This window comes from Pseudomonadales bacterium (assembly GCA_024234215.1).
Classification (GTDB): Bacteria; Pseudomonadota; Gammaproteobacteria; order Pseudomonadales; family UBA5862; genus JACKOQ01.
In genome coordinates, this window is sequence record JACKOQ010000003.1 from 176857 (window position 1) to 202248 (window position 25392).

Genomic DNA, 25392 nt, shown 5'->3' on the forward strand with positions numbered 1-25392 from the left:
ACTTCTGTTAAAATAGCACCTTTCATTTTCGACAAAAACCTTCGATTAATTAGGACATAAGCAGAACCATGACCAGCCGTGCCGCGCGTATCGAGCAGCTCAACACCGCACTGAAGCAGCGCATTCTGGTGCTGGATGGGGCCATGGGCACGATGATTCAAGGCTATCGTCTCGATGAGGCGGCCTACCGGGGCGAGCGGTTCCGCGACCACCCTCATGAGCTGAAAGGCAACAACGATCTGCTCACCCTGACCCAGCCCGAAGTGATCCGCGAGATCCACACCGCCTACCTCGAGGCCGGCGCCGACATCATCGAAACCAACACCTTCAACTCCACCCGGGTGTCACAGGCCGATTACGGCCTGCAGGCGCTGGCGGCCGAATTGAACCTGGCCGGCGCGCGGCTGGCACGCGAGGTGGCCGATGCCGTCACCGCGCGCGATCCGTCGCGGCCGCGCTTCGTGGCCGGCATTCTGGGGCCCACCAGCCAGACCACCTCCATCTCGCCCGACGTCAACAACCCCGGTTACCGTTCGATCAGCTTCGATCAACTGGTGGAGGAGTACCGCGAGGCGACTGCGGCGCTGGTCGAGGGCGGTGTCGATCTGATCCTGATCGAGACCGTGTTCGACACCCTCAACTGCAAGGCGGCGATCTTCGCGGTCAGGCGCTATTTCGATGAACAGCAGTTCGCGTTGCCGATCATGATCTCCGGCACCATCACCGACGCCAGCGGCCGCACGCTGTCGGGCCAGACCCCGGCCGCTTTCTGGCACTCGGTGGCCCATGCCGAACCCATTGCCATCGGCTTCAACTGTGCGCTCGGCGCCAGCGAGCTGCGGCCGCACATTGCCGAACTGGCACGCATCGCCGATGTGCCGGTCAGCGCCCACCCCAACGCCGGACTGCCGAATGAGTTTGGCGAGTATGACGAGACACCGGAACAGATGATGGCGGTGGTCGAGGAGTTCATGCAGAGCGGCCTGCTCAACATCGTCGGCGGCTGCTGCGGCACCACACCGGACCATATCCGCCGTCTGGCCGAGGCGGCGGCACGGAACCGGCCACGGCCGATTCCGCAGCTCGATCCCGCCTGCCGCCTGAGCGGACTTGAACCGCTGGTCATCGACGCATCGAGCCTGTTCGTCAATGTCGGCGAGCGCACCAATGTCACCGGGTCGGCCCGCTTCGCCCGGTTGATTCGCGAGGAGAACTACGGCGAGGCGCTCGAAGTGGCGCGCCAGCAGGTCGAATCGGGTGCGCAGATCATCGACATCAACATGGATGAGGGGATGCTCGACTCCAGGGCGGCGATGGTGACGATGCTCAATCTGATCGCCTCGGAACCGGACATCAGCCGGGTGCCGATCATGATCGACTCGTCGAAATGGGAGGTGATCGAAGCCGGCCTCAAGTGCGTGCAGGGCAAGAGCATCGTCAACTCGATCAGCCTGAAGGAGGGCGAGGCCTCCTTTCTGCATCAGGCGCGGCTCTGTCGTCGCTATGGCGCGGCCGTGGTGGTGATGGCCTTCGACGAAGCCGGACAGGCCGACACCTTGGCCCGCAAGCAGGAGATCATGCAGCGCAGTTACCGGCTGCTGGTCGATGAGGTCGGTTTTCCGCCCGAGGAGATCATTCTCGATCCCAATGTCTTCGCCGTGGCCACCGGCATCGAGGAGCACAACAACTACGCGGTCGATTTCATCGAGGCCTGCGCCTACGTCAAGGCCCATCTGCCCCATGCGCTCACCTCCGGCGGCATCTCCAACGTCTCGTTTTCGTTCCGCGGCAACAACCCGGTGCGCGAGGCGATCCATGCCGTCTTCCTCTATCACGCGATTCGCGCCGGACTGACGATGGGCATCGTCAACGCCGGCCAGTTGGCGATCTACGAAGAGATTCCAGCCGAACTGCGCGAGCGGGTCGAGGATGTGATTCTCAACCGCCGTGCCGATGGCACCGAACGGCTGCTGGAGATCGCCGAAAAGTACCTCCATGAGGGCGGCAGCGGCAGCCGGCCAGAGGCCGAGCAGCTCGCCTGGCGGGAACTGCCACCGGCACAGCGGATCATTCACGCGCTGGTCAAGGGCATCTCGACCTTCATCGTCGAGGACACCGAGGCGGCACGGCAGGAGGTCGAGCGGCCGATCGAGCTGATCGAGGGCCCGCTGATGGAGGGCATGAATGTGGTCGGCGACCTGTTCGGCGCCGGCAAGATGTTCCTGCCGCAGGTGGTCAAGAGCGCCCGGGTGATGAAGCAGGCCGTCGCCCACCTGACGCCCTACATCGAGGCCGAATCGGCCGGCGGCAACATCGAGAAGAAAGGCCGGATCCTGCTCGCCACCGTCAAGGGCGACGTGCATGACATCGGCAAGAATATCGTCGGCGTGGTGTTGCAGTGCAACAACTACGAGGTGATCGACCTCGGTGTGATGGTCTCCTGCGAGCGCATCCTGCACGCTGCACTGGAGCAGCAGGTCGATGTGATCGGCCTGAGTGGCCTGATCACTCCGTCACTGGATGAGATGGTCCATGTCGCCAAGGAGATGCAGCGGCAAGGATTCAAACTGCCGTTGCTGATCGGCGGTGCCACCACCTCCAAGGCGCACAACGCGGTCAAGATCGAGCCCTGCTACCAGAACGACCTCGCCGTCTATGTGCCCGATGCCTCGCGCAGTGTCGGCGTCGTCACCTCACTGCTGAGCGACACGTTGCGCGATGATTTCGTCGCCCAGCGGCGCGAGGAGTACGCCACCATCCGCGAGCGCAGCGGCCGCCGCAACCAGGCAGCCCGGTTGATTCCCTACGCAGAAGCCTGTCAGCGCGGTTTCGTCACCGACTGGCGCCGCTATCGGCCACCGGTACCCAACGAACTCGGCATCCGCACCCTGCGCAACTATCCGCTCGAAAAACTGATCGACACCATCGACTGGACACCCTTCTTCATGACCTGGGAGTTGAGCGGAAAATATCCGAACATCCTCGATGATGCGGTGGTCGGCGAAAATGCCCGGGAACTGCTGGCCGATGCCGAGGAGATGCTCGAAGGCATCATGGTCAACGGGCTGTTGAGCGCCAACGGCATGTTCGGCCTGTTTCCAGCCAATCGGGTGGGCAGCGATGATGTAGTGCTCTTCACCGACGAGCGCCGTCAGGAGCGACTGGCCACCTTCCACTTCATCCGTCAGCAGGGCGAGCGCCCGGAGAATGCGCCCTGCCTCAGCCTGGCCGACTTCATCGCGCCGCTCGACAGCGGCGTGGCGGACTACCTGGGGCTGTTCGTGGTCACCGGCGGACTCGGGGCCGAGGAATTGGTGTCCAAGTATGAGGCGGTCGGCGACGATTACAGTGCGATCATGGTCAAGGCGTTGGCCGACCGGCTGGCGGAATCTTTCGCCGAACACCTGCATCTGCGGATCAGACGCGAATTCTGGGGTTATGCGCCCGATGAGCAGCTCGACAACCCAGCGCTGATCCACGAGCGCTACCGCGGCATCCGGCCGGCACCCGGCTATCCGGCCTGCCCCGACCACAGCGAAAAGGCGACGCTGTTCAGACTGCTCGATGCCGCGCAGAGCATCCAGGTGCAGCTCACCGAGCACTTTGCGATGACCCCGGCGGCGGCCGTCAGCGGCTTCTACTTCAGCCACCCCGACTCACGCTACTTCGGCGTCGGCAAGATCGGCCGCGACCAGATCGAAGCGCTGGCCCAGCGCAAGGGCATGCCGATCAGTGAGCTGGAGCGCTGGCTGAGCCCCAACCTGGCCTATGACCCCGACAGCAATCAGGCATAGGCCAACGCGCCCACTTCAGCAGCGCCCCTTCTTCGCCTGTCCAGGAGGGCAGAACGATGAACCATGGTGGTGATGATCGTCATCATGGTCCCGCTCGACGCGCCGGTAATGATCATCATCGTGGTCATGATGGCCATCATGCCTCTCATCCCCCTTGGTGGTGATGGCGGTGCCGGTGGCGGCACCGATCGCACCGCCGACGATGGCCCCTTCACGCCCGCCCACCTCATTGCCAACCGCCGCGCCGACCGCACCGCCCACGGCGCCACCGATGGCGGCATCCGTGGTCGATCCCGCCAGCGCCGACATCGACAGCGACAGCAGACCACAGACCAACACCCCATTGACGAATTTCATGCAAAGCTCCTTTCAAAAAGAGAAACTGTCATCAACCGCATTCAAGTATAGAGGTGCACGCGCTGGGCACCCCGTCGTAAACCGGCTCCAGACACCACGTTGGACAGCAGTCACGGCAACAATGTTCAACGCCCGACACGCACGCCAGCCACGCTTTCAAAGAGCGACGATGCCGGGCAGTATGGCTGAAGCGGCGCTGATGCGCTGCGACCGATGCAACAAAACCGAAGAACAGGAGCGCATTCGTGCAGTCCAGATCGACCCATTCAAAAACCATCGGCTATCTGCTGTGGATTTTCGGCTTCATCGGCGCCCACCGCTTCTATTTCGGCAAACCGGTCACTGGCACACTCTGGTTCTTCACACTGGGACTGCTCGGCATCGGCTGGCTCATCGATCTGTTGCTGATTCCAGCCATGGCGCGTGAAGCCGAGGAGCACTATCAGAGCGGCGCCGTCGACTACAGCACGGCCTGGATTCTGCTGACCTTTCTCGGTCTGTTCGGCGTGCACCGTTTCTATCTGGGAAAATGGCCGACCGGCCTGCTCTATCTCTGCACCTTCGCGCTGGGTGGCGTGGGCTATCTTTACGACTACTGGACGCTCAACAGCCAGATCGATGCGCTCAACCGCCATGCGTGAGCGCGCCACACTGTCGGCTGCATGGTCGGCCATGTACGATAAACGAAGACCCGGCAGAGTCTGACCACGACCGCCATGCCCCCGCTCGATTCTTCACCCAACCCTGTCTCGCCGGCGATCGGTCCGATCCGTTCGCGCTACCTTTTTCTGCATCGCTTCATCCGGCTGGCAGGGCCCTACTGGTCCAGCGAGCAGAAGTGGAAAGTGCGCGCGATCACGCTGGCGCTGCTGCTGTTGACGCTGGCGCAAGTGGCGCTGGTGATCTGGACCAACTACTGGAGCCGCGCGCTCTTTGATGCCCTGGAAGCGCGCTCACTGGCCCTTTTTCTGCGCCATGGCTTCACCTTTGTGCTGATCTTCGTGCTGACGATGCTGGTCACCGCGCTCCATCTGCAGGTCAAGCGCTGGTTGCAGATCGGCTGGCGGCACTGGTTGACCGAGCGCCTCCTCGGCCAGTGGATGGTGCAGGGTCACCACTACCAGTTGCAGTTCACCGCCGGCGAGCATGACAACCCGGACAGCCGCATCGCCGAGGACATCCGCATCGCCAGCGAGATGGCGATCATGCTGGCACACACGCTGGTCTATTCGCTGCTGATTCTCGGCAGTTTCGTCGACATTCTGCTGTCGGTCTCCGGCAGCACCAGTCTGCCAGGCACCTCGCTGCAGGTGCCGGGCTACATGGTGATCCTCGCCCTGCTCTACGCCGGCGCGGGAACGGCGCTCGGCCTGCTGCTGGGGCGGCCACTGGTCAAGGCCACCAACAGGTTGCAGACCCTGGAGGCCGACTTCCGCTTCGGCCTGTCGCGCTCGCGTGAAAATTCCGAGGCCATCGCGCTGATGCAGGGCGAACAGAACGAACGGCAACACTCCTTGCGACAGTTCGATGCTCTCGGGCAGGGCTGGAATCGCCAGACCCTTGCCTACATGGGCATCGTCTCCTTCTCCTCCGGCTATGGCGCGCTGCTGCCGGTCTTCCCGATTCTGGTTGCCGCCCCACAGTACATTGCCGGTGTCATGACACTGGGTGTGCTGATGCAGTCGGCCCAGGCGTTCCAGAAACTGACTTCGGCACTCTCCTGGCCGATCGACAACCTGGGCGACATGGCCAAATTCCGCGCTTCCGCCGAGCGGATGCTGTCGCTGCATGATGACCTGTCGGCGCTCGCTGCCGAGAGCCGACAGGGCGATGGCCGACACATCAAACGTCAAAAATCGGCCCGCCATGAGCTGCAACTGCGTGACCTCAGCATCGCCAACCCGGATGGCAAATTGATCATCGAGCATCTCGACGAACGTTTCCGCCGTGGCGAACGGGTCTGGATCGATGGCGACGCCACCGCCGCCATCTCACTGTTCAAGGCCATTGCCGGCCTCTGGCCATGGGGAGAGGGTGAAGTGCTGCTGCCACGCGGCCAGCCGATCTACTTCATGCCGCAACGTCCGTTCCTGCCCGATGGCACATTGCGCTCACTGCTCAGCTATCCGGCGCCCGCCGACCGCTTCGAGACCGGCAGCATCCACTACGCGCTGGAGTGTGTCGGGCTCTCCTGGCTGGCGGCGCGTCTGGACGAGAGCGATCAGTGGGACCATGTGCTGGCACTGCGCACCCAGCAACGCCTCGGCTTCGCCCGGCTGCTGCTGCACCGCCCCGCCTGGATCTTCATCGAGGAGGCGAGTGACGCCCTCGCCCCCAAGGCCGAGGATTGCCTGATGGAGATGCTGCACCGCGAACTGCCCAACGCCACACTGTTGACCATCGGCTTTCACGAAACCCTGGCGCGGCACCATGACCGCAAGATCATGCTGACCCGGGTCTGCGGCGAGAAGTATCTGTTTCACAACCCGCAGGTCTGCTGGCTGGAGGAGCGCCCGCTCAAGGGTTGAAGTCATCCGGCAGCCAGCCGCGCTCAACACAGTCGCGGAAACACCAGGCCGGCGTGGTTTCGGTCCGGTAGCTCCAGAAAAACCAGCCCGCGTAGCGCTCGAACGTCATCAACTGCGCTGCCGCATAGGCACGGTAGGCCACAGTTTCCTGCAGCGCGTCCATCCGCTCCAGCGCATGGTTGAACGGTCCCTGCGCCCACAGCGAGACCACCTTCAGGTCGAGGCCGAGACTCCATTCACCGACATAGGCAGGCAGTCGCAGTTCGCGCTGGATCGCATCGGCCTCGTCGCGCCAGGCACCGGCCGCCTTGCCGATGTGGCCATGGATGTCCATGTCGATGTCACCACGCTCGAAACATTGATAGCGGTGGATGTCGAAGCGCACATTGGCGAACTCAGGCGGCTGCATGAAGTTGCAGTACTCCTGAAACGGACGGAAGCCGTCATGAAAGATCACCGCCACCCGATCAGCAGGGCAGTGTCGACGAATGCGTCGATAGGCATCGACGTTGTAGGCCTTCAGATAGTCGGTTGGCACATCCCAGCGCGGTTCGTTCAATACTTCGATCGCATGCAGCGCCGGATGGGCACCATAGCGCTCGGCCAGCCGCTCCAGCACCGCAAGGGAGTGGTCGCGGTAGGCCAGCTCGGTGTGCCAGTCGCAGACATCCTTGATGCCGCCATTGTCGAAACCATTCTGACAGCCAGGTGCGGCATGCAGGTCGATGACCACCTGCAACCCCAGCTCGCCCGCCCAACCGAAGGCGCGGTCGAGCAGTTCGATGCCACCGGTCACGAAAGGGTGGCGGTGGGCGCCATAGCTGCGGTGGTAGGGGTAGTCAGGTCCGAAAATCCAGTGGCCCACCGGAATGCGCACCGCGTTGATGCCACGCGCGGCCAGCCAGACGAAGTCATCGCGGGTGATGAAGCTGTTCCAATGCCGATGCAGCCGCTCGGCGGCCCGATCACCCAGCTCGACGCACCAACTGGTCTCGTCGGTGGCCTCCAGTCCGGCAAACAGACTGGGTACCATCCACTTCTCCAGCAGCAGCCAACTGCCGAGGTTGACGCCGCGAATCTTCTTTTCCAAAGCCATGTCACCCCCTCAGCGCATCAGCGCAAAGCAGGCACGCAGCTCTTCGACGAACCGCTGCGGCTGCTCGAAGGCAGCAAAATGGCCGCCACGATCTAGCTCATTCCAGTAGACGATGTTGCGGTAGCGCTGCTCGGCCCAACTGCGCGGCGTCGGCACGATCTCTTTGGGAAAGATGCTGCAGCCGGTCGGCAGTTCGACGCCCGCCGATCGGTCGCCCCCGAAGCTGCCGAAGCTCTCCCAGTAGAGCCGGGCTGATGAGGCCGCCGAGGCGGTCAGCCAGTAGAGCATGATGTTGTCGAGCAGTTCATCGCGGCTGAGGATGTTTTCAGGGTGTCCCTGACAGTCGGTCCAGGCCCGGAACTTTTCAAGAATCCAGGCGGCCTGCCCGACCGGCGAATCGACCAGCCCATAGCCGAGGGTCTGTGGCCGGGTGGCCTGCTGCTTCGAGTAGCCACCCTCCCACTGTTGATAGTGGGCCGCGGCGGCCAGTGCGCGCTGATCACGCTCGGTCGGACTGCTCAACGCCTGCGGGGTCGGCGAGGCAGTCGGCATGTTGAGATGAATGCCGATGCAGGCGCCGAGATTCTGCGTGCCGATGGCGGTGGTGACCGCAGCGCCCCAGTCCCCTCCTTGCGCCACATAGCGCTGATAGCCGAGTCGGCGCATCAGGGCATCCCAGACCGTGGCGATCTTCTCAACCCCCCAGCCTGTCTGACGCGGTTTGTCTGAAAAGGCATAACCCGGCAGCGAGGGGCAGATGACATGGAAGGCATCGTCGGCGCTGCCGCCGAATGCGGTGGGATCGCTCAGCGGGGCAATCACCTTGTGGAACTCGACGATGGAACCAGGCCAGCCATGGGTGATCAGCAACGGCAGCGCCTGCGCATGGCGACTGCGCACATGCAGAAAATGGATGTCGAGCCCATCGATCTGGCTCTTGAACTGGGGAAAGACGTTGAGCCGTCGCTCGGTCACGCGCCAGTCATACTCTTGCGCCCAATAACTGCAAAACTCCCGCAGATAGGCCAGAGGCACCCCCTGCGACCAGTCATCGACCGTCTCGGCCTCGGGCCAGCGTGTCGCGGCCAACCGCTGCCGCAGATCGATCAGTTGCGCTTCGGGAATCTCGATCGAGAACGGGCGCAGGGTCTCCATGAGTCGGCTCCTGAACGGATTGGGTTCACAGTGTCGATGCGGTCGTCACTGTACTGCATCGAGGCGACGATGACAGCCCGGCGCAAACGGCTCCAGAAAGATGGTCTTCAGAGCAGCGTGGCCCTCTGGACAGGCGGGGTATAATCAGCGCTCGCCTCATCAGGAGAGTTGCATGAACGAATCAAAGAAAGAGCCTTCGAAACAACCCGAATCGCTGTCGATCCTGCAAACCATCGGCAGCGTGCTGGCGGCGGCACTGGGTGTGCAGAAGCGCGCCAATCTTGAACGGGATTTCGCCCATGGCAAGGCGAGCCGGTTCATCATTGCCGGCGTCATTTTTACCGTGCTCTTTGTGCTGACCGTGTATGGGGTGGTGCAACTGGTGCTGAGCCAAGTGGCGCGCTGAGGCCGGCGCACTCACTGCTGCCCATGTCCCGCCTCCATCAGGCCGGACATTGACGCGGGCGGACCCTCTGCCGACGGCAACCACGTCGGCTTTACTGGTTTGAAACCCAGAAGACGATGGCGCTGAGTGCGATCATCAGCAGAAAGAAGATGGCCGTCGCATCGGCGCGGCTGTCGCTGCTGTCGGTCACCTGAACATCCTGCTTCTTGATCTCTGCCACGGCGGTCTCCTCAAATGACGGGTGGGTGAAAAGGCGGCCGATTCTAGCAAATTTTAGCCCCGTCCACACCGCGGAAACCGCGCAAGCACAGGATGACGATGTCACAGCCCGATGCCACCCTGGCCGCTCTCGACCACCACTCGCTGCTGTTGACGCCCAATCTTCGGCTGTCGCGCACACTGCTGAATCGCCACGCCCAGTTGCAGCGCGAACGGGGCGTCAAGGCCTGGCGCCGCCCCGCGATCCTGCCATTCAGCGGTTGGCTCCAGCAGCTCTATCTCCAGCAGCAAGCCATCAGCAGTGATCGGCGCTGGCAGGCCACGCTGCTGGATGAGTGGGCGCAGCGGCTGCTGTGGCAGCAGGCCGTCGAGTCGGCACTGCCTGACCAGGGGCTGTTCCGGGCCGCCGATCTGGCGGTACAGGCCAGCGACGCCTGGGAACTGCTGCAACTGTGGCAAGTCTCTGAGTCGCGTCTGATCAATGAGTTGGCCGTGGATGAAAGCTTTGGCTGGCTTGCGCAGTGGGTTGCCCACTTTCGCGGCCGCTGTCGTGAACAGGGCTGGATCAGCAGTGCCGAGCTGCCCGCACTGATCACCACGGCGATCGACCACGGCCAGATCAGCTTGCCCAGACAGCTGCTGCTCTACGCTTTTGACGAATGGCCGCCGGCCTGGCAAAGGCTGCTCGATCGAGCCAATGCCGCGGGTGCCACCCTTCGACAGCTCGATGCCGATCCACGCCCGAGCCAGCCGCAACGGTTGCCCTGCGACCAGGAGCGTGATGAATTGCAGGCCATCGCCGCCTGGTGCCGCCGAGTGTTGATCGAACGGGGCGAGAGGGTGCGAATCGGCGTGGTGGCGCCGGAATTGCCGCGCGTGCGTGGCCAGTTGCTTCATGCGCTGCGGGAACAGCTCGAACCCCATGCGCTGCTGCCCAGCACGCCGCCCTACACGCCACCGGTCAACCTCTCCGCGCCGCTGCCACTGCCTGCGGTACCGATCATCGCCGATGCGCTGACGTTGCTGAGGCTGACCACTGGCACCGACCTCAGCGCCACCGCGCTGCGGCAGATTTTGCGCTCTCCATTCATCGGCGAGGAGAGACGACAGGCGCAGCTCGAAGCTGCCCTGCAGCAGCAGCGCCGTCACGAGTGGTCGCCACCTCTGCTGCGCGCAGCCCTGCTGCAGTTGCCAAACAGCCATGCCAGCCCGTTCAGCAGCACCCTGATCGATCTGCTCGATCAGGCACAGCAGGGCAGTGCCGCACAACCACCCTCGTACTGGGCGCGGCGGTTCAGCAGCTCCTTGCTGGCACTGGGCTGGCCGGGCGAACGCACGCTCGACAGTGAGGAGTTGCAGGCGGTCGAAACCTGGCGCGAGGCGCTGCAACGCTTTGCCATGCTCGACCCCTACACCGCACCCCTCGCTGCAGGGACGGCGTTGCAGCGGCTGACCGAACTGCTTACGCTTGCCAGCTTTCAGCCGCAAAGCGGCGACAGTCCAATCCAGATTCTGGGCCTGCTCGAAGCCAGCGGCTTGCAGTTCGACCAGCTCTGGATCATGGGGCTCGATCGTGGCAACTGGCCCACCGCGCCGGCACCCAATCCGCTGCTGCCGATCGGCTTGCAGCGGCGGCTCGATCTGCCGCGCGCCACTGCCGAGCGCGAGATCGAATTTGCCGCCCGCATCACCCGGCGCCTGCTCGGCGCCGCCGACCAAGTGATCCTGAGCCATGCCTGCCGCAAGGATGAAGAACCGCTCGAACCGAGCCCGCTGATCAGCGGCTGGCCGACCACCACGGCGGCGGCGCTGGGCCTTGTCACCTCGGCCATCGAGCCGTTGCGCCAGCAGCCGCTGGCCACCCTGCCCACTGAAGATCATCAGGGTCTGCCGCTGGTACTGACGGACGACCGCCCCAGCCGTGGCGGCACGCAACTGCTGAAGGATCAGGCCGCCTGCCCGTTTCGCGCCTATGCCAACCATCGGCTGCGACTGCTGCCGGCCGAACCACCCCAGCTCGGTTTCGATGCCCGCGAACGCGGCACCTTCAGCCATCTGCTGATGGAGCGATTCTGGAGCGAGGTGCGTTCGCAGGAACGACTGCAGCATGCCGATGCAGCCCAGCGCGACGCCTGGTGCCAGCAGGCAGTCGATGCGGTGATGCAGCAGCAGCATCACCGTACGGCCGGCGCCGGTCGTTTGTGGCAGATCGAACGCCAGCGGCTGCTGCGGCTGTTGCAGACCGCTCTTCTGCTCGACCTGCAACGCCCGCCTTTCACGGTCACGGTCGAGCAGCCAGCAGCGCTTTCGATCGGCCCGCTGCGGCTGCGCACCCGCGCCGACCGCATCGATCGGCTCGAGGATGGCAGCCTGCTGCTGATCGACTACAAGGGCAGCGAACACAATGTGACCGAATGGCTGGGCGAGCGTCCAGATGAGCCACAATTGCCGCTCTACCTGCTGCAACAGGACGACCGCCAGCCGATCGCCGCCATCGCTTTCTTCATGCTCGACACCGAACGCAGCAAGCTGGCCGGACTCGGTGCGCACGACGATCTGGCCCCCGGCATCAAGCTGCCCCGGCACGACGAAATGGCGACAGACCCCTGGAACACGCAGATTGACCTCTGGCAGCAGCATCTGACCCGGCTCGCCGAGGAGTTTGCCGCCGGCATCGCCCGCGTGACACCCAAGCGCCTGCCGCACAGTTGCGAATATTGTCCGCACCGCCCCCTCTGCCGGATCGATGACCATGGCTGAAGTCAGCACCCTGAAGCTGCCCATCGACAGCCCGGCCCGTGACGCGGCACTCGACACCACGCGCTCGCTGATCGTGCAGGCACCGGCCGGCTCCGGCAAGACCGAGCTGCTGATTCGCCGCATGTTGCGACTGCTGGCCCAGGTCTCCCGCCCCGAGGAGATTCTGGCCATCACCTTCACCCGCAAGGCGGCGGCAGAGATGCAGGCGCGCATCCTGGCAGCGCTGCATGGCGCGCAGAGTGCGCCACCCGCCGAGCCCCATCGGCTAGAGAACTGGCATCTGGCACGGCAGGCACTGGCGCAGGATCAACGCCATGGCTGGCGGCTGCTCGAAAATCCCAACCGGCTGAACATCTGCACCATCGACAGCTTCAATGGCCGACTGGTGCGGCGGCTGCCGCTGGCGGCCGGGCTCGCCTTCAATGCCCACCTCGCCGATCAAAGCGAACCAGCCTACCACGACGCCGCCCGGGAGCTGCTCGACAGCCTGAACGATGCAGTCCCCTGGGCCGATGCACTGGAGCAGTTGCTGCTGCATCTGGACAATGACTTCGACCGCGCCGAACGGCTGTTCGTCGAGCTGCTGAAGATTCGCGACCAGTGGCTGCCCCACCTCTATCTGGAAGAGGGCGAGCAGCTTCGCCACCACCTCGAGCGCTGTCTGACCGAACTGATCGACGAACGGCTCGCCGATGCCGCACGCACGCTGCGCAACCTGCCCGACACACTCTGGCCGCTGGTCCGTTTCGCGGTCGATCAGCTGCATCTGGCCCAGATCGATTCGCCGATCCTGCCGCTGCTGTCCAGTCCGCTGCCGCCACCAGCCGAGCACAGCGCCCTGCCCGCCTGGCAGGCGCTGACCCAACTGCTGCTGACCGGCGAAGGCGAGTGGCGCAAGCGCATCGACAGGAACCAGGGCTTTCCACCCGCCAGCGATGCACGCGACCCACAGCAGAAAAGCCTGCTGAGCGAGCGCAAGGCGCAGATGGGCCAACTGCTTGCCTCACTCGCCGACGATGGCGCCAGCCGCGAGGCACTGCTGGAGATTCGGGGGCTGCCGAGGCACGGCTACAGCGACCAGCACTGGGCGCTGCTGCAAGCGTTGATCGCGCTGCTCAAACCGCTCGCCGCCCTGCTCAAACTGGTATTCCAGCGGCGCAACGAGATCGATCACAACGAAGTCGCTGCGGCGGCACTGCGGGCACTTGGCGGCGACGAACAGCCCACCGATCTGGCGCTGGCGCTCGACAGTCAGATTCGCCACCTGCTGGTCGACGAGTTCCAGGACACCTCCTCGACACAGATCGCGCTGCTCAGCCGGCTCACCCATGGCTGGGAAGCGGGCGACGGCCGCACGCTGTTCCTGGTCGGCGATCCCATGCAGTCGATCTACCGCTTTCGCGAAGCCGACGTCAGCCACTTCCTCGCTGCATTCCACGGAAATTTCAACCAGTTGCCGCTCGATGCCGTGCGCCTGACCACCAATTTCCGCTCCACCCGCCAGGTGGTGGAGTGGATCAACGATGCGATCGGCAACGCCTTTCCCAGCGATGAATCGCTGGCGATCGGTGCGGTGCCCTACAGTCGGGCCACGGCCTTCGACGGCAGCACGGCGACACCGGATGCCATCACCGCCACCCTGCTCAGCGGCCCAGGCGCACGCCTGCTCGAAGCCAAGGCGCTGGTGACCTGCCTGCAACAGGCGCTGCAACAGCCAGAGCACACCATTGCCGTGCTGGTGCGCGCCAGAACCCATCTGCAGCCGCTGATCAGCGAGCTGAAATCGGCCGGCATCGCCTTTTCGGCGGTCGAGGTCGAGCCGCTGGAGCGCCGCATCGCCATTCAGGATCTGCGCACTTTGACCGCTGCCCTGCTCGCTCCGGCCGACCGGCTGGCCTGGTTCGCACTGCTGCGCTCCCCACTGGTGGGGCTCACGCTCGCCGACCTGACCCTGATCGCAGACCAGGGGCAAGACCCGGTGATCGAACTGTTGCAGCAGGCGAAGCGCTGCGCACAACTCTCCAGCGACGGTGCGCAGCGCTGTCAGCGGCTGCTGACACGGATCACCCCCAGCCTGCAACAGGCGCGACGCCGGCCACTGCGGGACTGGATCGAAGGCTGCTGGCTGCTGCTCGGTGGTCCAGCGACGCTGCGATCGGCACAGGCCCATGACGAGGCCGAAGCCTATTTTCAGTTGCTGGAGCGAATCGAAACCCCGGGTCTGCCGCTCGATCTCGACCAGCTCGATGCCGAACTCTCCCGCCTCCATGCCCCAAGCCAGGGTCAGACCCGGGTGCAGCTGCTGACCATCCACAAGGCCAAGGGTCTCGAGTTCGATGTCGTGCTGCTGCCCGGTCTGGAACAGAGTCCGCCTCCGGCCAAGGAGAAACTGCTCAACTGGCATGTCAACCGCGGCCCGCACGCCCCCAGATTGCTGATGGCGCCGATTGCCCCTGGCGCGGACAGGGCGCAATCGAACCCGATCAACGGCTACCTGAAGGAGATCGAGCGCAAGCGCGAGGCGCAGGAGGCGATTCGCCTGCTCTATGTCGCCGCCACCCGCGCCCGCGCCCGCCTGCATCTGTTCGCCACCGTCAAGCGCGACCCGAGCGGCCAGCCACGCGCACCCGACAGACGCAGCTTTCTGGCCATGCTCTGGCCCGGAATCCTGCCCGAAGCACGCTGGATCGAAGCGGTCGACGAGATCGACGGCGAAGCCAAAAGCGCCGCGCAGTGGCATCGACTGCCGGCCGACTTCGCCGCGCCGCATCTGCCCGATGACGGCCTGTTGAGCCGCTTTCGTGGTCATGACTTTCCCTACGACCCGCAACGGCTGCGGTTCAAGCTCCAACTGGACGAGCTCGACACGCAGGGCGCCCGCCAGTTCGGCGAGCTGCTGCACCGCGCGATCGAAACCGTTGCGCAGGAGGGCATTGCACAGTGGGATTCCCAACGCCTCGCCCGCAGCCGCGATGGCTGGCTGGCGATGCTGCGGCAGCTCGGCTACCGGGGCGCAGCCGTGCCCGCGGTGACACGGCTGCAGCAGATCGTGCAGGATTGCCTGCAGTCACCCACCTTTCGCTGGCTGCTCGATCCGCTGCATCAGCAGGCCGAGAACGAGCTCGCAGTCAGCGGCTGGATCGATGGCGAACTGCGCCACTGCGTGATCGATCGCACCTTCGTCAATCACAGCGGTATACGCTGGATCATCGACTATAAAAGCAGCAGACCCACAGCGGACGAGGCACTGGATGCGTTTCTGGCGCGTGAAACCGGGCAGTACCGGCAGCAACTGCTCGATTACCGCACCCTGATGGGCCACATCGATGCCCGACCGATCCGTACCGCGCTTTACTTCGCGCAGATCGACCTGCTGCACGAGATCGGGCACGAAGCGCGCTGAAGAAGCAGATCAGGAGCGAATGCCGACACCCCGATTGAGCAGGCTCAACGCATAAAGCGCCAGCACGACGATGCAGGAGAAGATCATGCCGAGTGCCCAACCGATCGAAACATCCGAAACGCCAAGAATGCCATAACGAAAGCTGTTGACCATGTAGAGAATCGGATTCAGCAACGATACCTGCCGCCAGAACTCAGGCAGCAGATCGATCGAATAGAACACCCCACCCAGATAGGTCAGTGGCGTCAACACGAAGGTCGGCACAATCGAGATGTCATCAAAACTCTCGGCAAACACCGCATTGATGAAACCGCCGAGGGAAAACAGCACTGCCGTCATCACCACCACCATCAGCGTCACCAGCATATGATGGACCTGGAGATGGGTGAAAAAGAGCGACAGCGCAATCACGATCGCACCCACCATCAGCCCACGGGCGGTTCCGCCCAGTACATAGCCGAGCAGGATGATGTAGTTCGGCGTTGGCGAGACCAGCATCTCCTCGATCGAGCGCTGGAATTTGGTGTTGTAGAACGACGACACCACATTGGAATAGGCATTGGTGATCACGGCCATCATCACCAGCCCCGGAACGATGAATTCCATGTAGTCATAACCGCCCATCTTGCCGATCCGTGCCCCGATCAGCGCCCCGAAGATCACGAAATAGAGCCCGGTGCTGATCGCCGGCGGCAGCAGGGTCTGCATCCAGATACGCGTGAAACGCCGCACCTCCCGCACGACAATCGTCAACAAGGCGCGCCACTGTTCCAGCCAGTTCATGCCACCGCTCCATTTTTATTCTGACTGCTCTCGACCATGTTGAGGAACAGCTCCTCGAGACGGTTGCTCTTGTTGCGCATGCTGATCACCTCGATGCCCAATGCCGACAATTGGCCAAAGCAGTCATTCAGACTCTGCGCCTTGAGCAGATCGACCTCCAGCGTGTGCGCATCGATCAGCCGCAGCCGGTAGTCGGTCAGTTGCGGTGCCTGATCGAGATTCTGCCGCAGATCGAGCACGAAGGTTTCAGTGTTCAACTGCTGCAACAGGCTCTTCATGTCGGTGTTGGCAACGATGCTGCCCTGGTCGATGATCGCAATGTTGCGGCACAGGCTTTCAGCCTCTTCCAGATAGTGGGTCGTCAGGATGATCGTGGTGCCATCTCTGTTGATCTCCTTGAGAAAATCCCACATCGAACGGCGCAGCTCGATGTCCACCCCGGCAGTCGGCTCATCGAGAATCAGCATGCGTGGTTCATGCACCAGCGCCCGGGCGATCATCAATCGCCGCTTCATGCCGCCCGAAAGAAAACGGGAGCGTTCATTGCGCTTCTCCCACAGCCCCAGCTTGCCGAGATACTTCTCGGCCCGTGCCCGCGCCAGTGTCACTGGCAATCCATAGAGCCCTGCCTGCGTCATGACAATGTCGATCACCTTTTCGAACTGATTGAAATTGAACTCCTGCGGCACGACACCCAACTGCTTCTTGGCCAGCGAAAATTCCCGATCGATGTCATGGCCAAAAATCTCGACGGTGCCGCCACTTTTATTGACGAGACCCGAAACCGTGCCGATCAGGGTCGACTTGCCAGCTCCATTGGGACCGAGCAGGGCAAAGAAATCCCCCTGTTCGACCCGCAGATCGACACCACGCAAGGCCAACTTTCCCGTGGCATAGCTCTTGGTCAAATTCCTGATATCCAATGCCGCAACCATAAGACCTGCCTTTCACCTCGACCAGAAAAAGAAAACCTTTAAGCACCATGCCGGTAACGGCTGCCCTGCAGCAATGATTTCATGTAAGGATTCAGGATCACCTGCCCCACAAAAGCGACAGCAAGAGAGCCAGACCAGAACAGGCGCAATTGAAATTAAATATTCAACCCCAGCGATTTGATCGTTATACTTGCTGAAATTCATTCACAGGAGAAACCGATGCTTCCAGATATTACCACCCTGAGTGACGACGAACTCAAAGAGCTTTCAAAAAAGATTCAGGCCCTGATCAGCAAGCGCGAGGAGCAGCGCAAGGATGAGGTGGCCGCACAGATCAAGGCGCTGGCCGACTCCGCCGGTCTGACCGTGGAGATCGGCGGTGCGGAGAAATCCAAACGCAAAGGCCGCAGCAAGTTGCAACCGAAATTCCGCCACCCATCCGACCCAAGTCTGACCTGGTCCGGCATCGGCGCAAAACCGAAATGGCTGCGCGAGATGGAGAAAAACGGTCGACGCACCGAAGAGTTCCGCATCTGATCCAGCGGACCCGAACCGAAAAAGGCGCCATGGTCTTCATCACCATGGCGCCTTTTTGATTGGAGCGGGAAACGAGGCTCGAACTCGCGACCTCAACCTTGGCAAGGTTGCGCTCTACCAACTGAGCTATTCCCGCTTTTTGACCTTCGCCCGCGTGATCTTCGACTCACCGCAAACGGACGCACATTCTACAATTTTCGCGACCCACTGCAAGCCCCATCGGGTTGGCGTCCCCTAGGGGACTCGAACCCCTGTTACCGCCGTGAAAGGGCGGTGTCCTAGGCCACTAGACGAAGGGGACCTTCATCCGCCTGCGTCGGGCCAGCAGCGCGAAGGCGGCAATGTAGTGAAGCGCTGCGCCAGCGTCAAGAGACCGCCGGCAAACCGCTCCACCCCCGAATCGGATACAACGGCCGCGCAGCAGAGAGTGTGGTATGATGGCGGCGTCCACGCAATGCCTGCAACCAGCAGTTGCCCGCCATTCACCTCACTGTCGCCGTCTCGCGATCCAACCCATGCCGCTTTGCTGCATCGATGACGATGCAGGATGCTTTGTCTTTCCCACTTTCAGGAATCCCATGAGTTTTGCCACCCTCGGCCTTGCCAATGAAATTCTTCGCGCCCTCTCCGACCAGGGCTACACCGACCCGACGCCGATTCAGCAGCAGGCGATTCCCACCGTATTGGCCGGTGGTGATCTCCTTGCCGCCGCGCAGACCGGTACCGGCAAGACGGCCGGGTTCACGCTGCCGATTCTGCAACGCCTTGCTGACACTCCAGCGCCTGCCAATGGCCACCGCCCCATTCGGGCGCTGATTCTGGCACCGACCCGTGAACTGGCCGCCCAGATCGAGGAGAGCATCCGCGGCTACGGCAAGTATCTGCGCAGCACCTCAACCGCGATTTTTGGTGGCGTCGGCATCAACCCACAGATCGAACGGCTGCGGCGCGGTGTCGACATCCTGGTCGCCACGCCGGGTCGCTTGCTCGACCACCTCCAGCAGCGCACGGTCAACCTGTCGCAGGTGGAGATTCTGGTGCTGGACGAAGCCGACCGGATGCTCGACATGGGGTTTATCCATGACATCCGCCGCATTCTTGCGCTGCTCCCCAAAAAGCGGCAAAACCTGCTCTTCTCTGCAACCTTCTCAAATGAAATCAAAACGCTGGCAAATACATTGCTGAACAGCCCCACCCATATCGAGGTGGCGCGGCGCAATGCGCCGGCCGATGCGGTGACGCAAAAGGTCTATCGGGTCGATCGGGAGCGCAAGCGCGAACTGCTGACCCATCTGATCCGGCAGCACCAGTGGTATCAGGTGCTGGTGTTCACCCGCACCAAGCATGTGGCCAATCGCCTCGCGGAGCAGTTGGACAAAAGTGGCATTCCGGCACTGGCCATCCATGGCAACAAGAGCCAGAACGCCCGCACCCGCGCCCTGTCGGAGTTCAAGCTTGGCCAGTTGCAGGTGTTGGTCGCAACCGACATCGCCGCCCGTGGCATCGACATCGATGAACTGCCGCACGTGATCAACTTCGAACTGCCCAACGTGGCGGAAGATTACATTCACCGCATCGGCCGCACCGGCCGCGCCGGCGCCCAGGGCGAAGCCATCTCGCTGGTCTGTGTCGATGAAGCAAAACTGCTGACCGGCATCGAACGGCTGCTCAAGCGCACCCTGCCGAGTGAAACGGTGCCCGGTTTCGAGCCCGATCCGAGCATCAAACCCCAGCCGGAACTGATCATGCAGCGCGGCAACCGCATGAAACCGACGCCCCGCCAGGCAAACGGCAATGTTCGAAGCGGCCAGCGGCACGGCTGACGTGGCCGCTTGGGGTTCTGGTAACATGGCCCAACCCACGATGACGATCCATCGGAGCTGAACAGACATGGCTGGAAAGTTGACCCGCGGCGATCTGCTGTCGCTGGAGCAGTATGCCGAGCAACGTCCGCTGTTCCGGGCGCGGATCATCGAACACAAGCGGAATCGCCGGCTGCCGATTGGCCCCTGTGCGGTGCTCTACTTCGAGGACCGGCTGTCGATGCAGTATCAGATCCAGGAGATGCTGCGGGCCGAGCGAATCTTTGAATCCGCGGCGATTCAGGATGAACTCGACGCCTACAACCCGCTGATTCCGGATGGCACCAATCTCAAGGCCACCTTCATGATCGAGATCGAGGATGCCGTCGAGCGCCGCGCCGCCTTGGCCCAACTGGTCGACATCGAGAATCGGGTCTGGATCAGGGTCGCCGGTTTCGACGCCGTTCACGCCATCGCCGACGAGGACATGGAGCGCGCGGACAGCGAAAAGACCTCGTCGGTCCATTTTCTGCGCTTCGAATTCACCCCCGCGATGATTGCCGCCATCCACAATGGTGCCCCACTGGCCGCCGGCATCGACCACCCAGGCTATCAGCATTGGGTCGATCCCATCCCCCGCCACATCCGCGACTCACTCGGAAACGACTTCTCCTGAAGCGCCGCAGCGCATGGCCCGCTCCGCCACGACTCATCGGCATGCAGATTGTTAACCCCGCTCCGTGCTGATAGTCTTCAGGCAGTTACGGGGTTTTGCGCCCGAATGGTGATCAACGCAGAGTGGGATAGAAGCGATGTTCTGGCAGGAGTTGAGTGAGTTCGAACCCGGCAACCTCCGTCCGCATGGCTACCAGGAGAGTTACTGCATCGCCTTTGTCGGCGATCGCCTGGTGATGTCGACCGAGGCGCCCCATTGGCAACCACTCGATCAGGGCCAATGCCGCTGGCTCAACCTCGACCGTGACAGCGAGCACTACATCGGCACCTTCCGGGGACACCCCTGCTTTACCGCCGAAGCGACCGAACCGCTGCCATCCGGCTTTGTCCTGACTGACCTGCGCGCGCTGCTGAGCCTCGCCAATGGCGACCTCTTTGCCGCCGCCAGCCGGGCCTGGCAGATGGTGCAGTGGCACCGCACCCACCGCTACTGCGGCCGCTGTGCCAGCCCGATGCAGGACCATGCGACTGACCGTGCCAAGGAGTGCCCGAATTGCAGGCTGCTGAACTACCCGCGCCTGTCACCCTGCATCATCGTGCTGGTCACCCGCGGTGAAGAGCTGCTGCTCGGGCGTTCGCCCCAATTTCCACCCGGCATGTTCAGCACTCTGGCGGGTTTCATCGAACCGGGCGAGTCGGCTGAACAGGCCCTCTACCGCGAAGTGCTCGAAGAGGTGGGCGTGCAGGTCACCAATCCACGCTACCTCAGCAGTCAGGCCTGGCCCTTTCCCAACAACCTGATGCTGGGCTTTCATGCCGACTACCTGGCCGGTGAGGTGAAGGCCGATGGCGTCGAAGTGGTGGAGGCGGGCTGGTTCCACTACAAAAATCTGCCGAAGGTGCCCGGTTCGGTGTCGATTTCGGGCTGGCTGATCGAAAGCTATCTGCGGCAACTGCAACAATAACAGGCAGTGGCGGACGACCGCTGGCCCTCCGTATTGTTCTTCATCCCTGTCAGGAGCCATCTGTGACCGCAGCACTGCTGGAGTACGCGCTTTTTCTCGCCAAGGGGCTGACCCTGCTCATTCTCGTTCTGCTGCTGGTTGCCGGCATCGCCGCACTCTCGCAGCGCCAGCGCAAGGCGGCACACGGCCAGATCGAGGTGCGCAAACTGAACCATGAGTGGGAGCAGCAGGCCGACATCCTGCGCCACGCCACGCTCTCTGAACCGGCTCTGAAGCTGTGGAAAAAAGAGCGGAAACAGCTCGAAAAGGCACGCAAAAAAGGTGATGTTCTGCCAAAAAAACACATTTATGTCATTGACTTCAAAGGAGACATTCGCGCATCACAAACCCGGCAACTGCGCGAGGAGATCAGCGCGATCCTGGCGGTGGCCACTGCGGCGGACGAGGTGCTGGTCCGGCTCGAAAGCAGCGGCGGAATGGTGCATGCCTATGGTTTTGCCGCCTCGCAACTCGATCGCATCCGCAATCACGGCATTGCGCTCACCATCTGCGTCGACATGGTGGCCGCCAGCGGCGGCTACATGATGGCCTGCATCGCCAACCGGCTGCTGGCGGCCCCTTTCGCCATGATCGGCTCGATCGGCGTCGTCGCCCAACTGCCCAACTTCCACCGACTGCTGAAAAAACATGAGATCGACTATGAACTGCTGACCGCCGGCGAATACAAGCGGACCCTGACACTCTTTGGCGAAAACAGCGAGAAGGGACGCGAAAAGTTCATCGAAGAGCTCGAAGAGACCCATGCACTGTTCAAGCATTTCGTCACCAGCCACCGCCCCCAGCTTGCCATCGAACAGGTGGCGACCGGTGAGGTCTGGTATGGGCAGAAGGCGCTCACCCATGGTCTGATCGATGAGCTGATGACCAGCGATGAATACCTCGGCCGGCAGGTGAATGAAGCCGACATCTTCAAGGTCGCCTATGTCGAAAAACGCTCGCTGCCTGAACGCATGGGGCTGAGCATGGGGCAACTGCGGCAGCGACTGGGCGGGCATCTGTCACGGCCAGCGGCTTCGATGGCCATGGCCGAAAATCTCTCCTTACAACAGCAGATTGCCGGCGAACTGCCATGAACCAGTTCCGTGCCCTGCAAACCAGCGAGATTCGCGATGGCCTCTACGGCAGCAGCGTCGTCACCCGCTCGATCGACCAACTGCCGGAGGGTGAACTGCTGATCGCCGTTCACTACTCGTCACTCAACTACAAGGATGCCCTCTCGGCCAGTGGTCACCGTGGCATCACCCGCCACTATCCGCACACCCCCGGCGTCGACGCGGCCGGCGTCGTGCAAGCATCCACCCATCCCGATTTCACACCAGGGATGCCGGTCGTCGTCACTGGCTACGACCTCGGCATGAACACCGCCGGCGGCTTTGCCGAATACATTCGGGTTCCGGCCGCCTGGGCCATTCCACTGCCCACCGAGCTGAGCCCGCGCGAAGCGATGATTCTCGGCACAGCCGGGCTCACCGCGGCGATCGCCGTCGACAAGCTGCAACGGATGGGCCTGCTGCCCGAGCAGGGCGAAGTGCTGGTCACCGGTGCCACCGGCGGTGTCGGCAGCTTGGCCGTGGCGCTGCTGGCCCGGCTCGGCTACGAGGTGGTGGCCAGTTCCGGAAAGATCGAGCAGGCCGACTACCTGTCGAAACTGGGTGCAAAGCGGGTGATCGACCGCGACACTCTCGCCGAACGCTCGCCCAGGGCACTGCTGAAACCCCTGTGGCAAGGGGCCATCGACACGGTGGGCGGCGACACCCTCGAACAGATCCTCAAATCGCTCAACTATGGCGGCTCAGTCGCATGCTGCGGGCAGCTCTCCTCGACCAGTCTCAGTTCATCGATCATGCCGTTCATTCTGCGTGGCGTGAACCTGCTGGGCGTCGACTCGGTGGAGCTGGCGCCAGCGATCAAGGCCGCCTTCTGGCGGCGGCTGGCCAGCAGCTGGGACAGCCTGCCACTCGACCTGATCGCCCGCGAGATCACGCTGGAAGAGCTGCCAACGCAGATCGAACGGATGCTGGCGGGCAAGTCCGTCGGCCGCGTCCTGGTCAGGGTCGGCGCGTAACGACCCGATGCGGCCGCGCTCTGGTCGCAACGGCCAGATCCGCCGTCGCCATCAGATCTGATGCAGTTTGACGGTGCGTTGCGTGCGACGTCCGCACAGCCTGTTGACGGTGCGGCGCACCGACTCCACCGTCAGCGGCTGAAGGAGCAGCGCATCGGCAACTCCTGCATCCAGCGCCGCTTGTGCCACCACATTCTCTCCCGCTTCGGTCACCAGCAGAATCTTCACCCCGCCCAGTTCTGACTTGATCTGCGGCAAGTCGGCCAGACCCAGCTCACGCAGGGTGGCGCCTCCCAGCACCAGCAGATCCGGCTTCCAGTCGATGCCTTTGGCCACGGCCGCCGCCGGGGTCGCCAATTCATGCGCCTCGTACTCGTCATGCAGCATGAATTGCAGTACCGCGCGGATGATCTCGTCACTGTCGACGATGAACACCCGCTTGTTTTCCACTGCGGTGGCACTCCCCACTCCAACCTGCATGGCTCACCCTCCGGTCATTCTTGCTCCAACACCTGCCGCCAGATTCAGCAACTTCCGTTCCGACCTGTCCTTCAATCACGACCTGGCCTGCAACTGCCTGAAAAACAGCCTGTTGCGCCTTTCAGAGCTCAGACTGCCAATCTGTACCCTTTGCGACAGAGTCGACGGCTTTGTCGCCTTTGCAACAGCCTGCCTGAATCACCGAATACCCTAACTTTTCGAAAGATCTTAAAAAATTAATTTAAATTCAATCGCTTGAGAAAAAATATCATGGATGGCACGCGGACTGCACTGGATCGATTGCGCAGTCGATGTTTGCCGGATTTGCAGCCGATACGAAAAACCATAAGGGGTTGCAAAGGCAGTTGCTCTGGCCGGTATGGTCTTCTGCCGCATGGGCCACGAGGCCGCAGCGAATTCGGGCACCTTTCACGACCAAAACTTTGTAAGGAGATGGTAATGGCAGAACTACGGCAGATCGCCTTTTACGGCAAGGGCGGAATCGGCAAATCCACCACTTCACAAAACACCCTGGCGGCCTTGGCCGACATGGGACAGAAAATCCTGATCGTCGGCTGTGATCCCAAGGCCGACTCCACCCGCCTGATCCTGCATGCGAAGGCACAGGACACCATCCTCAGCCTGGCCGCCGAGGCAGGCAGCGTCGAGGATCTCGAACTCGAACAGGTGATGAAGACGGGCTACAAGGATATCCGCTGCGTCGAGTCGGGCGGACCGGAACCGGGTGTCGGCTGCGCCGGGCGTGGCGTGATCACCTCGATCAACTTCCTGGAAGAGGAAGGCGCCTACGAAGGCATCGACTACGTCTCCTACGACGTGCTCGGTGACGTGGTGTGCGGTGGCTTTGCCATGCCGATCCGCGAGAACAAGGCGCAGGAGATCTACATCGTCATGTCCGGCGAGATGATGGCCATGTACGCGGCCAACAACATCTCCAAGGGCATTCTGAAGTACGCCAACTCCGGCGGCGTGCGCCTGGGGGGCCTGGTGTGCAACGAGCGCCAGACCGACAAGGAGCTGGAACTCTCCGAAGCGCTGGCCGCCAAGCTCGGCACCAAGCTGATCCACTTCGTGCCGCGTGACAACGTCGTCCAGCACGCCGAACTGCGGCGGATGACGGTGATGGAGTACGCACCGGAGAGCAAGCAGGCCGAGGAGTACCGCACGCTGGCCAGAAAGATCCATGAGAACGGCGGCAAGGGCACCATCCCCACCCCGATCACCATGGATGAGCTCGAAGATCTGCTGATGGAGCACGGCATCATGAAGCGGGTCGATGAGTCGATCGTCGGTCAGAGCGCTGCGTCGGCAGTCGCCTGAGGCGCGCCAACGGAATCCACCCCTCTCCTGG

19 protein-coding genes and 2 tRNA genes are annotated in these 25392 nt (G+C 62.6%); 13 read left to right on the forward strand and 8 right to left on the reverse strand.

The genetic code is table 11. The annotated features are described in order from the left end of the window. Nucleotides 1-68: 68 nt before the first annotated feature. Entirely contained in the window at nt 69-3794 is a 3726-nt protein-coding gene (gene metH, locus H7A13_07550; GenBank protein MCP5333198.1) for a methionine synthase, read from the forward strand. Nucleotides 3795-3809: 15 nt separating this feature from the next. Here the strand turns inward: metH and H7A13_07555 are convergent, their stop codons facing one another. Continuing rightward, nucleotides 3810-4151, reverse strand: coding sequence for a hypothetical protein (locus tag H7A13_07555; GenBank protein MCP5333199.1), 342 nt, complete (start codon nt 4149-4151; stop codon nt 3810-3812). A 245-nt stretch (nt 4152-4396) separates the two neighbouring features. Here H7A13_07555 and H7A13_07560 point away from each other — a divergent pair, with 245 nt between their 5' ends. Together H7A13_07560 and H7A13_07565 are read left to right on the forward strand one after the other, a co-directional pair. Then, nucleotides 4397-4792, forward strand: a complete 396-nt coding sequence (locus H7A13_07560; GenBank protein MCP5333200.1) for a TM2 domain-containing protein — start codon at nt 4397-4399, stop codon at nt 4790-4792. A gap of 75 nt (nt 4793-4867) precedes the next feature. Beyond that, nucleotides 4868-6679, forward strand: a complete 1812-nt coding sequence (locus H7A13_07565; protein MCP5333201.1) for an ABC transporter ATP-binding protein/permease — start codon at nt 4868-4870, stop codon at nt 6677-6679. Here H7A13_07565 and H7A13_07570 read toward each other — a convergent pair. Both H7A13_07570 and H7A13_07575 read right to left on the reverse strand, forming a co-directional pair. Continuing rightward, complete coding sequence (locus tag H7A13_07570; GenBank protein MCP5333202.1) at nt 6669-7775, reverse strand: glycoside hydrolase family 5 protein; 1107 nt, start codon at nt 7773-7775, stop codon at nt 6669-6671. The two genes, H7A13_07565 and H7A13_07570, sit on opposite strands and share 11 nt — an antisense overlap. 9 nt (nt 7776-7784) lie before the next feature. Further along, nucleotides 7785-8921 (reverse strand): epoxide hydrolase, encoded by a 1137-nt coding sequence (locus H7A13_07575; protein MCP5333203.1) that lies wholly within the window; start codon nt 8919-8921, stop codon nt 7785-7787. A 181-nt stretch (nt 8922-9102) separates the two neighbouring features. Between H7A13_07575 and H7A13_07580 the strand changes: the two genes are divergently transcribed. From H7A13_07580 to H7A13_07590, 3 genes are all read left to right on the forward strand, one after another. Continuing rightward, entirely contained in the window at nt 9103-9336 is a 234-nt protein-coding gene (locus H7A13_07580) for a DUF2970 domain-containing protein (protein ID MCP5333204.1), read from the forward strand. 312 nt (nt 9337-9648) lie between these two features. Further along, a complete protein-coding gene (locus H7A13_07585; GenBank protein ID MCP5333205.1) occupies nt 9649-12315 on the forward strand; it encodes a PD-(D/E)XK nuclease family protein in 2667 nt (888 codons plus the stop codon). After that, nucleotides 12308-15718 carry a UvrD-helicase domain-containing protein gene (locus tag H7A13_07590; protein ID MCP5333206.1) on the forward strand — a complete coding sequence of 1137 codons (3411 nt, stop codon included), beginning with the start codon at nt 12308-12310 and terminating at the stop codon, nt 15716-15718. The genes H7A13_07585 and H7A13_07590 overlap by 8 nt, the downstream gene beginning before the upstream one ends. A 9-nt stretch (nt 15719-15727) precedes the next feature. Here H7A13_07590 and H7A13_07595 read toward each other — a convergent pair whose 3' ends face one another. Next, a complete protein-coding gene (locus H7A13_07595; protein MCP5333207.1) occupies nt 15728-16501 on the reverse strand; it encodes an ABC transporter permease in 774 nt (257 codons plus the stop codon). Further along, nucleotides 16498-17436, reverse strand: a complete 939-nt coding sequence (locus H7A13_07600) for an ABC transporter ATP-binding protein (protein MCP5333208.1) — start codon at nt 17434-17436, stop codon at nt 16498-16500. The genes H7A13_07595 and H7A13_07600 overlap by 4 nt, the downstream gene beginning before the upstream one ends. A 219-nt stretch (nt 17437-17655) precedes the next feature. On the opposite strand from H7A13_07600, the gene H7A13_07605 reads away from it, so the two are divergent. Continuing rightward, nucleotides 17656-17973, forward strand: a complete 318-nt coding sequence (locus H7A13_07605; protein MCP5333209.1) for an H-NS histone family protein — start codon at nt 17656-17658, stop codon at nt 17971-17973. Nucleotides 17974-18033: 60 nt separating this feature from the next. Here H7A13_07605 and H7A13_07610 read toward each other — a convergent pair. Both H7A13_07610 and H7A13_07615 read right to left on the reverse strand, forming a co-directional pair. Further along, nucleotides 18034-18109 (reverse strand) — tRNA-Gly (locus H7A13_07610). Nucleotides 18110-18198: 89 nt separating this feature from the next. Next, nucleotides 18199-18274: transfer RNA gene (locus H7A13_07615), tRNA-Glu, on the reverse strand. Between the two features lie 277 nt (nt 18275-18551). Here H7A13_07615 and H7A13_07620 point away from each other — a divergent pair. From H7A13_07620 to H7A13_07640, 5 genes are all read left to right on the forward strand, one after another. After that, on the forward strand, nt 18552-19796 hold the full coding sequence (locus H7A13_07620) for a DEAD/DEAH box helicase (GenBank protein MCP5333210.1): 1245 nt from the start codon (nt 18552-18554) through the stop codon (nt 19794-19796). 67 nt (nt 19797-19863) lie between these two features. Then, complete coding sequence (locus tag H7A13_07625) at nt 19864-20451, forward strand: DUF3501 family protein (protein MCP5333211.1); 588 nt, start codon at nt 19864-19866, stop codon at nt 20449-20451. A 151-nt stretch (nt 20452-20602) separates the two neighbouring features. Continuing rightward, nucleotides 20603-21415 (forward strand): NAD(+) diphosphatase, encoded by an 813-nt coding sequence (nudC, locus tag H7A13_07630; protein ID MCP5333212.1) that lies wholly within the window; start codon nt 20603-20605, stop codon nt 21413-21415. A 74-nt stretch (nt 21416-21489) separates the two neighbouring features. Beyond that, on the forward strand, nt 21490-22548 hold the full coding sequence (gene sohB / locus H7A13_07635; protein ID MCP5333213.1) for a protease SohB: 1059 nt from the start codon (nt 21490-21492) through the stop codon (nt 22546-22548). Beyond that, entirely contained in the window at nt 22545-23540 is a 996-nt protein-coding gene (locus H7A13_07640) for a YhdH/YhfP family quinone oxidoreductase (protein ID MCP5333214.1), read from the forward strand. Before sohB ends, H7A13_07640 begins: the two co-directional genes overlap by 4 nt. Nucleotides 23541-23591: 51 nt before the next feature. On the opposite strand, the gene H7A13_07645 is transcribed toward H7A13_07640, so the two are convergent. Beyond that, nucleotides 23592-24020, reverse strand: a complete 429-nt coding sequence (locus tag H7A13_07645) for a response regulator (protein ID MCP5333215.1) — start codon at nt 24018-24020, stop codon at nt 23592-23594. A gap of 459 nt (nt 24021-24479) precedes the next feature. Here H7A13_07645 and nifH point away from each other — a divergent pair, with 459 nt between their 5' ends. Next, complete coding sequence (gene nifH, locus H7A13_07650) at nt 24480-25361, forward strand: nitrogenase iron protein (protein MCP5333216.1); 882 nt, start codon at nt 24480-24482, stop codon at nt 25359-25361. Nucleotides 25362-25392: the final 31 nt, after the last annotated feature.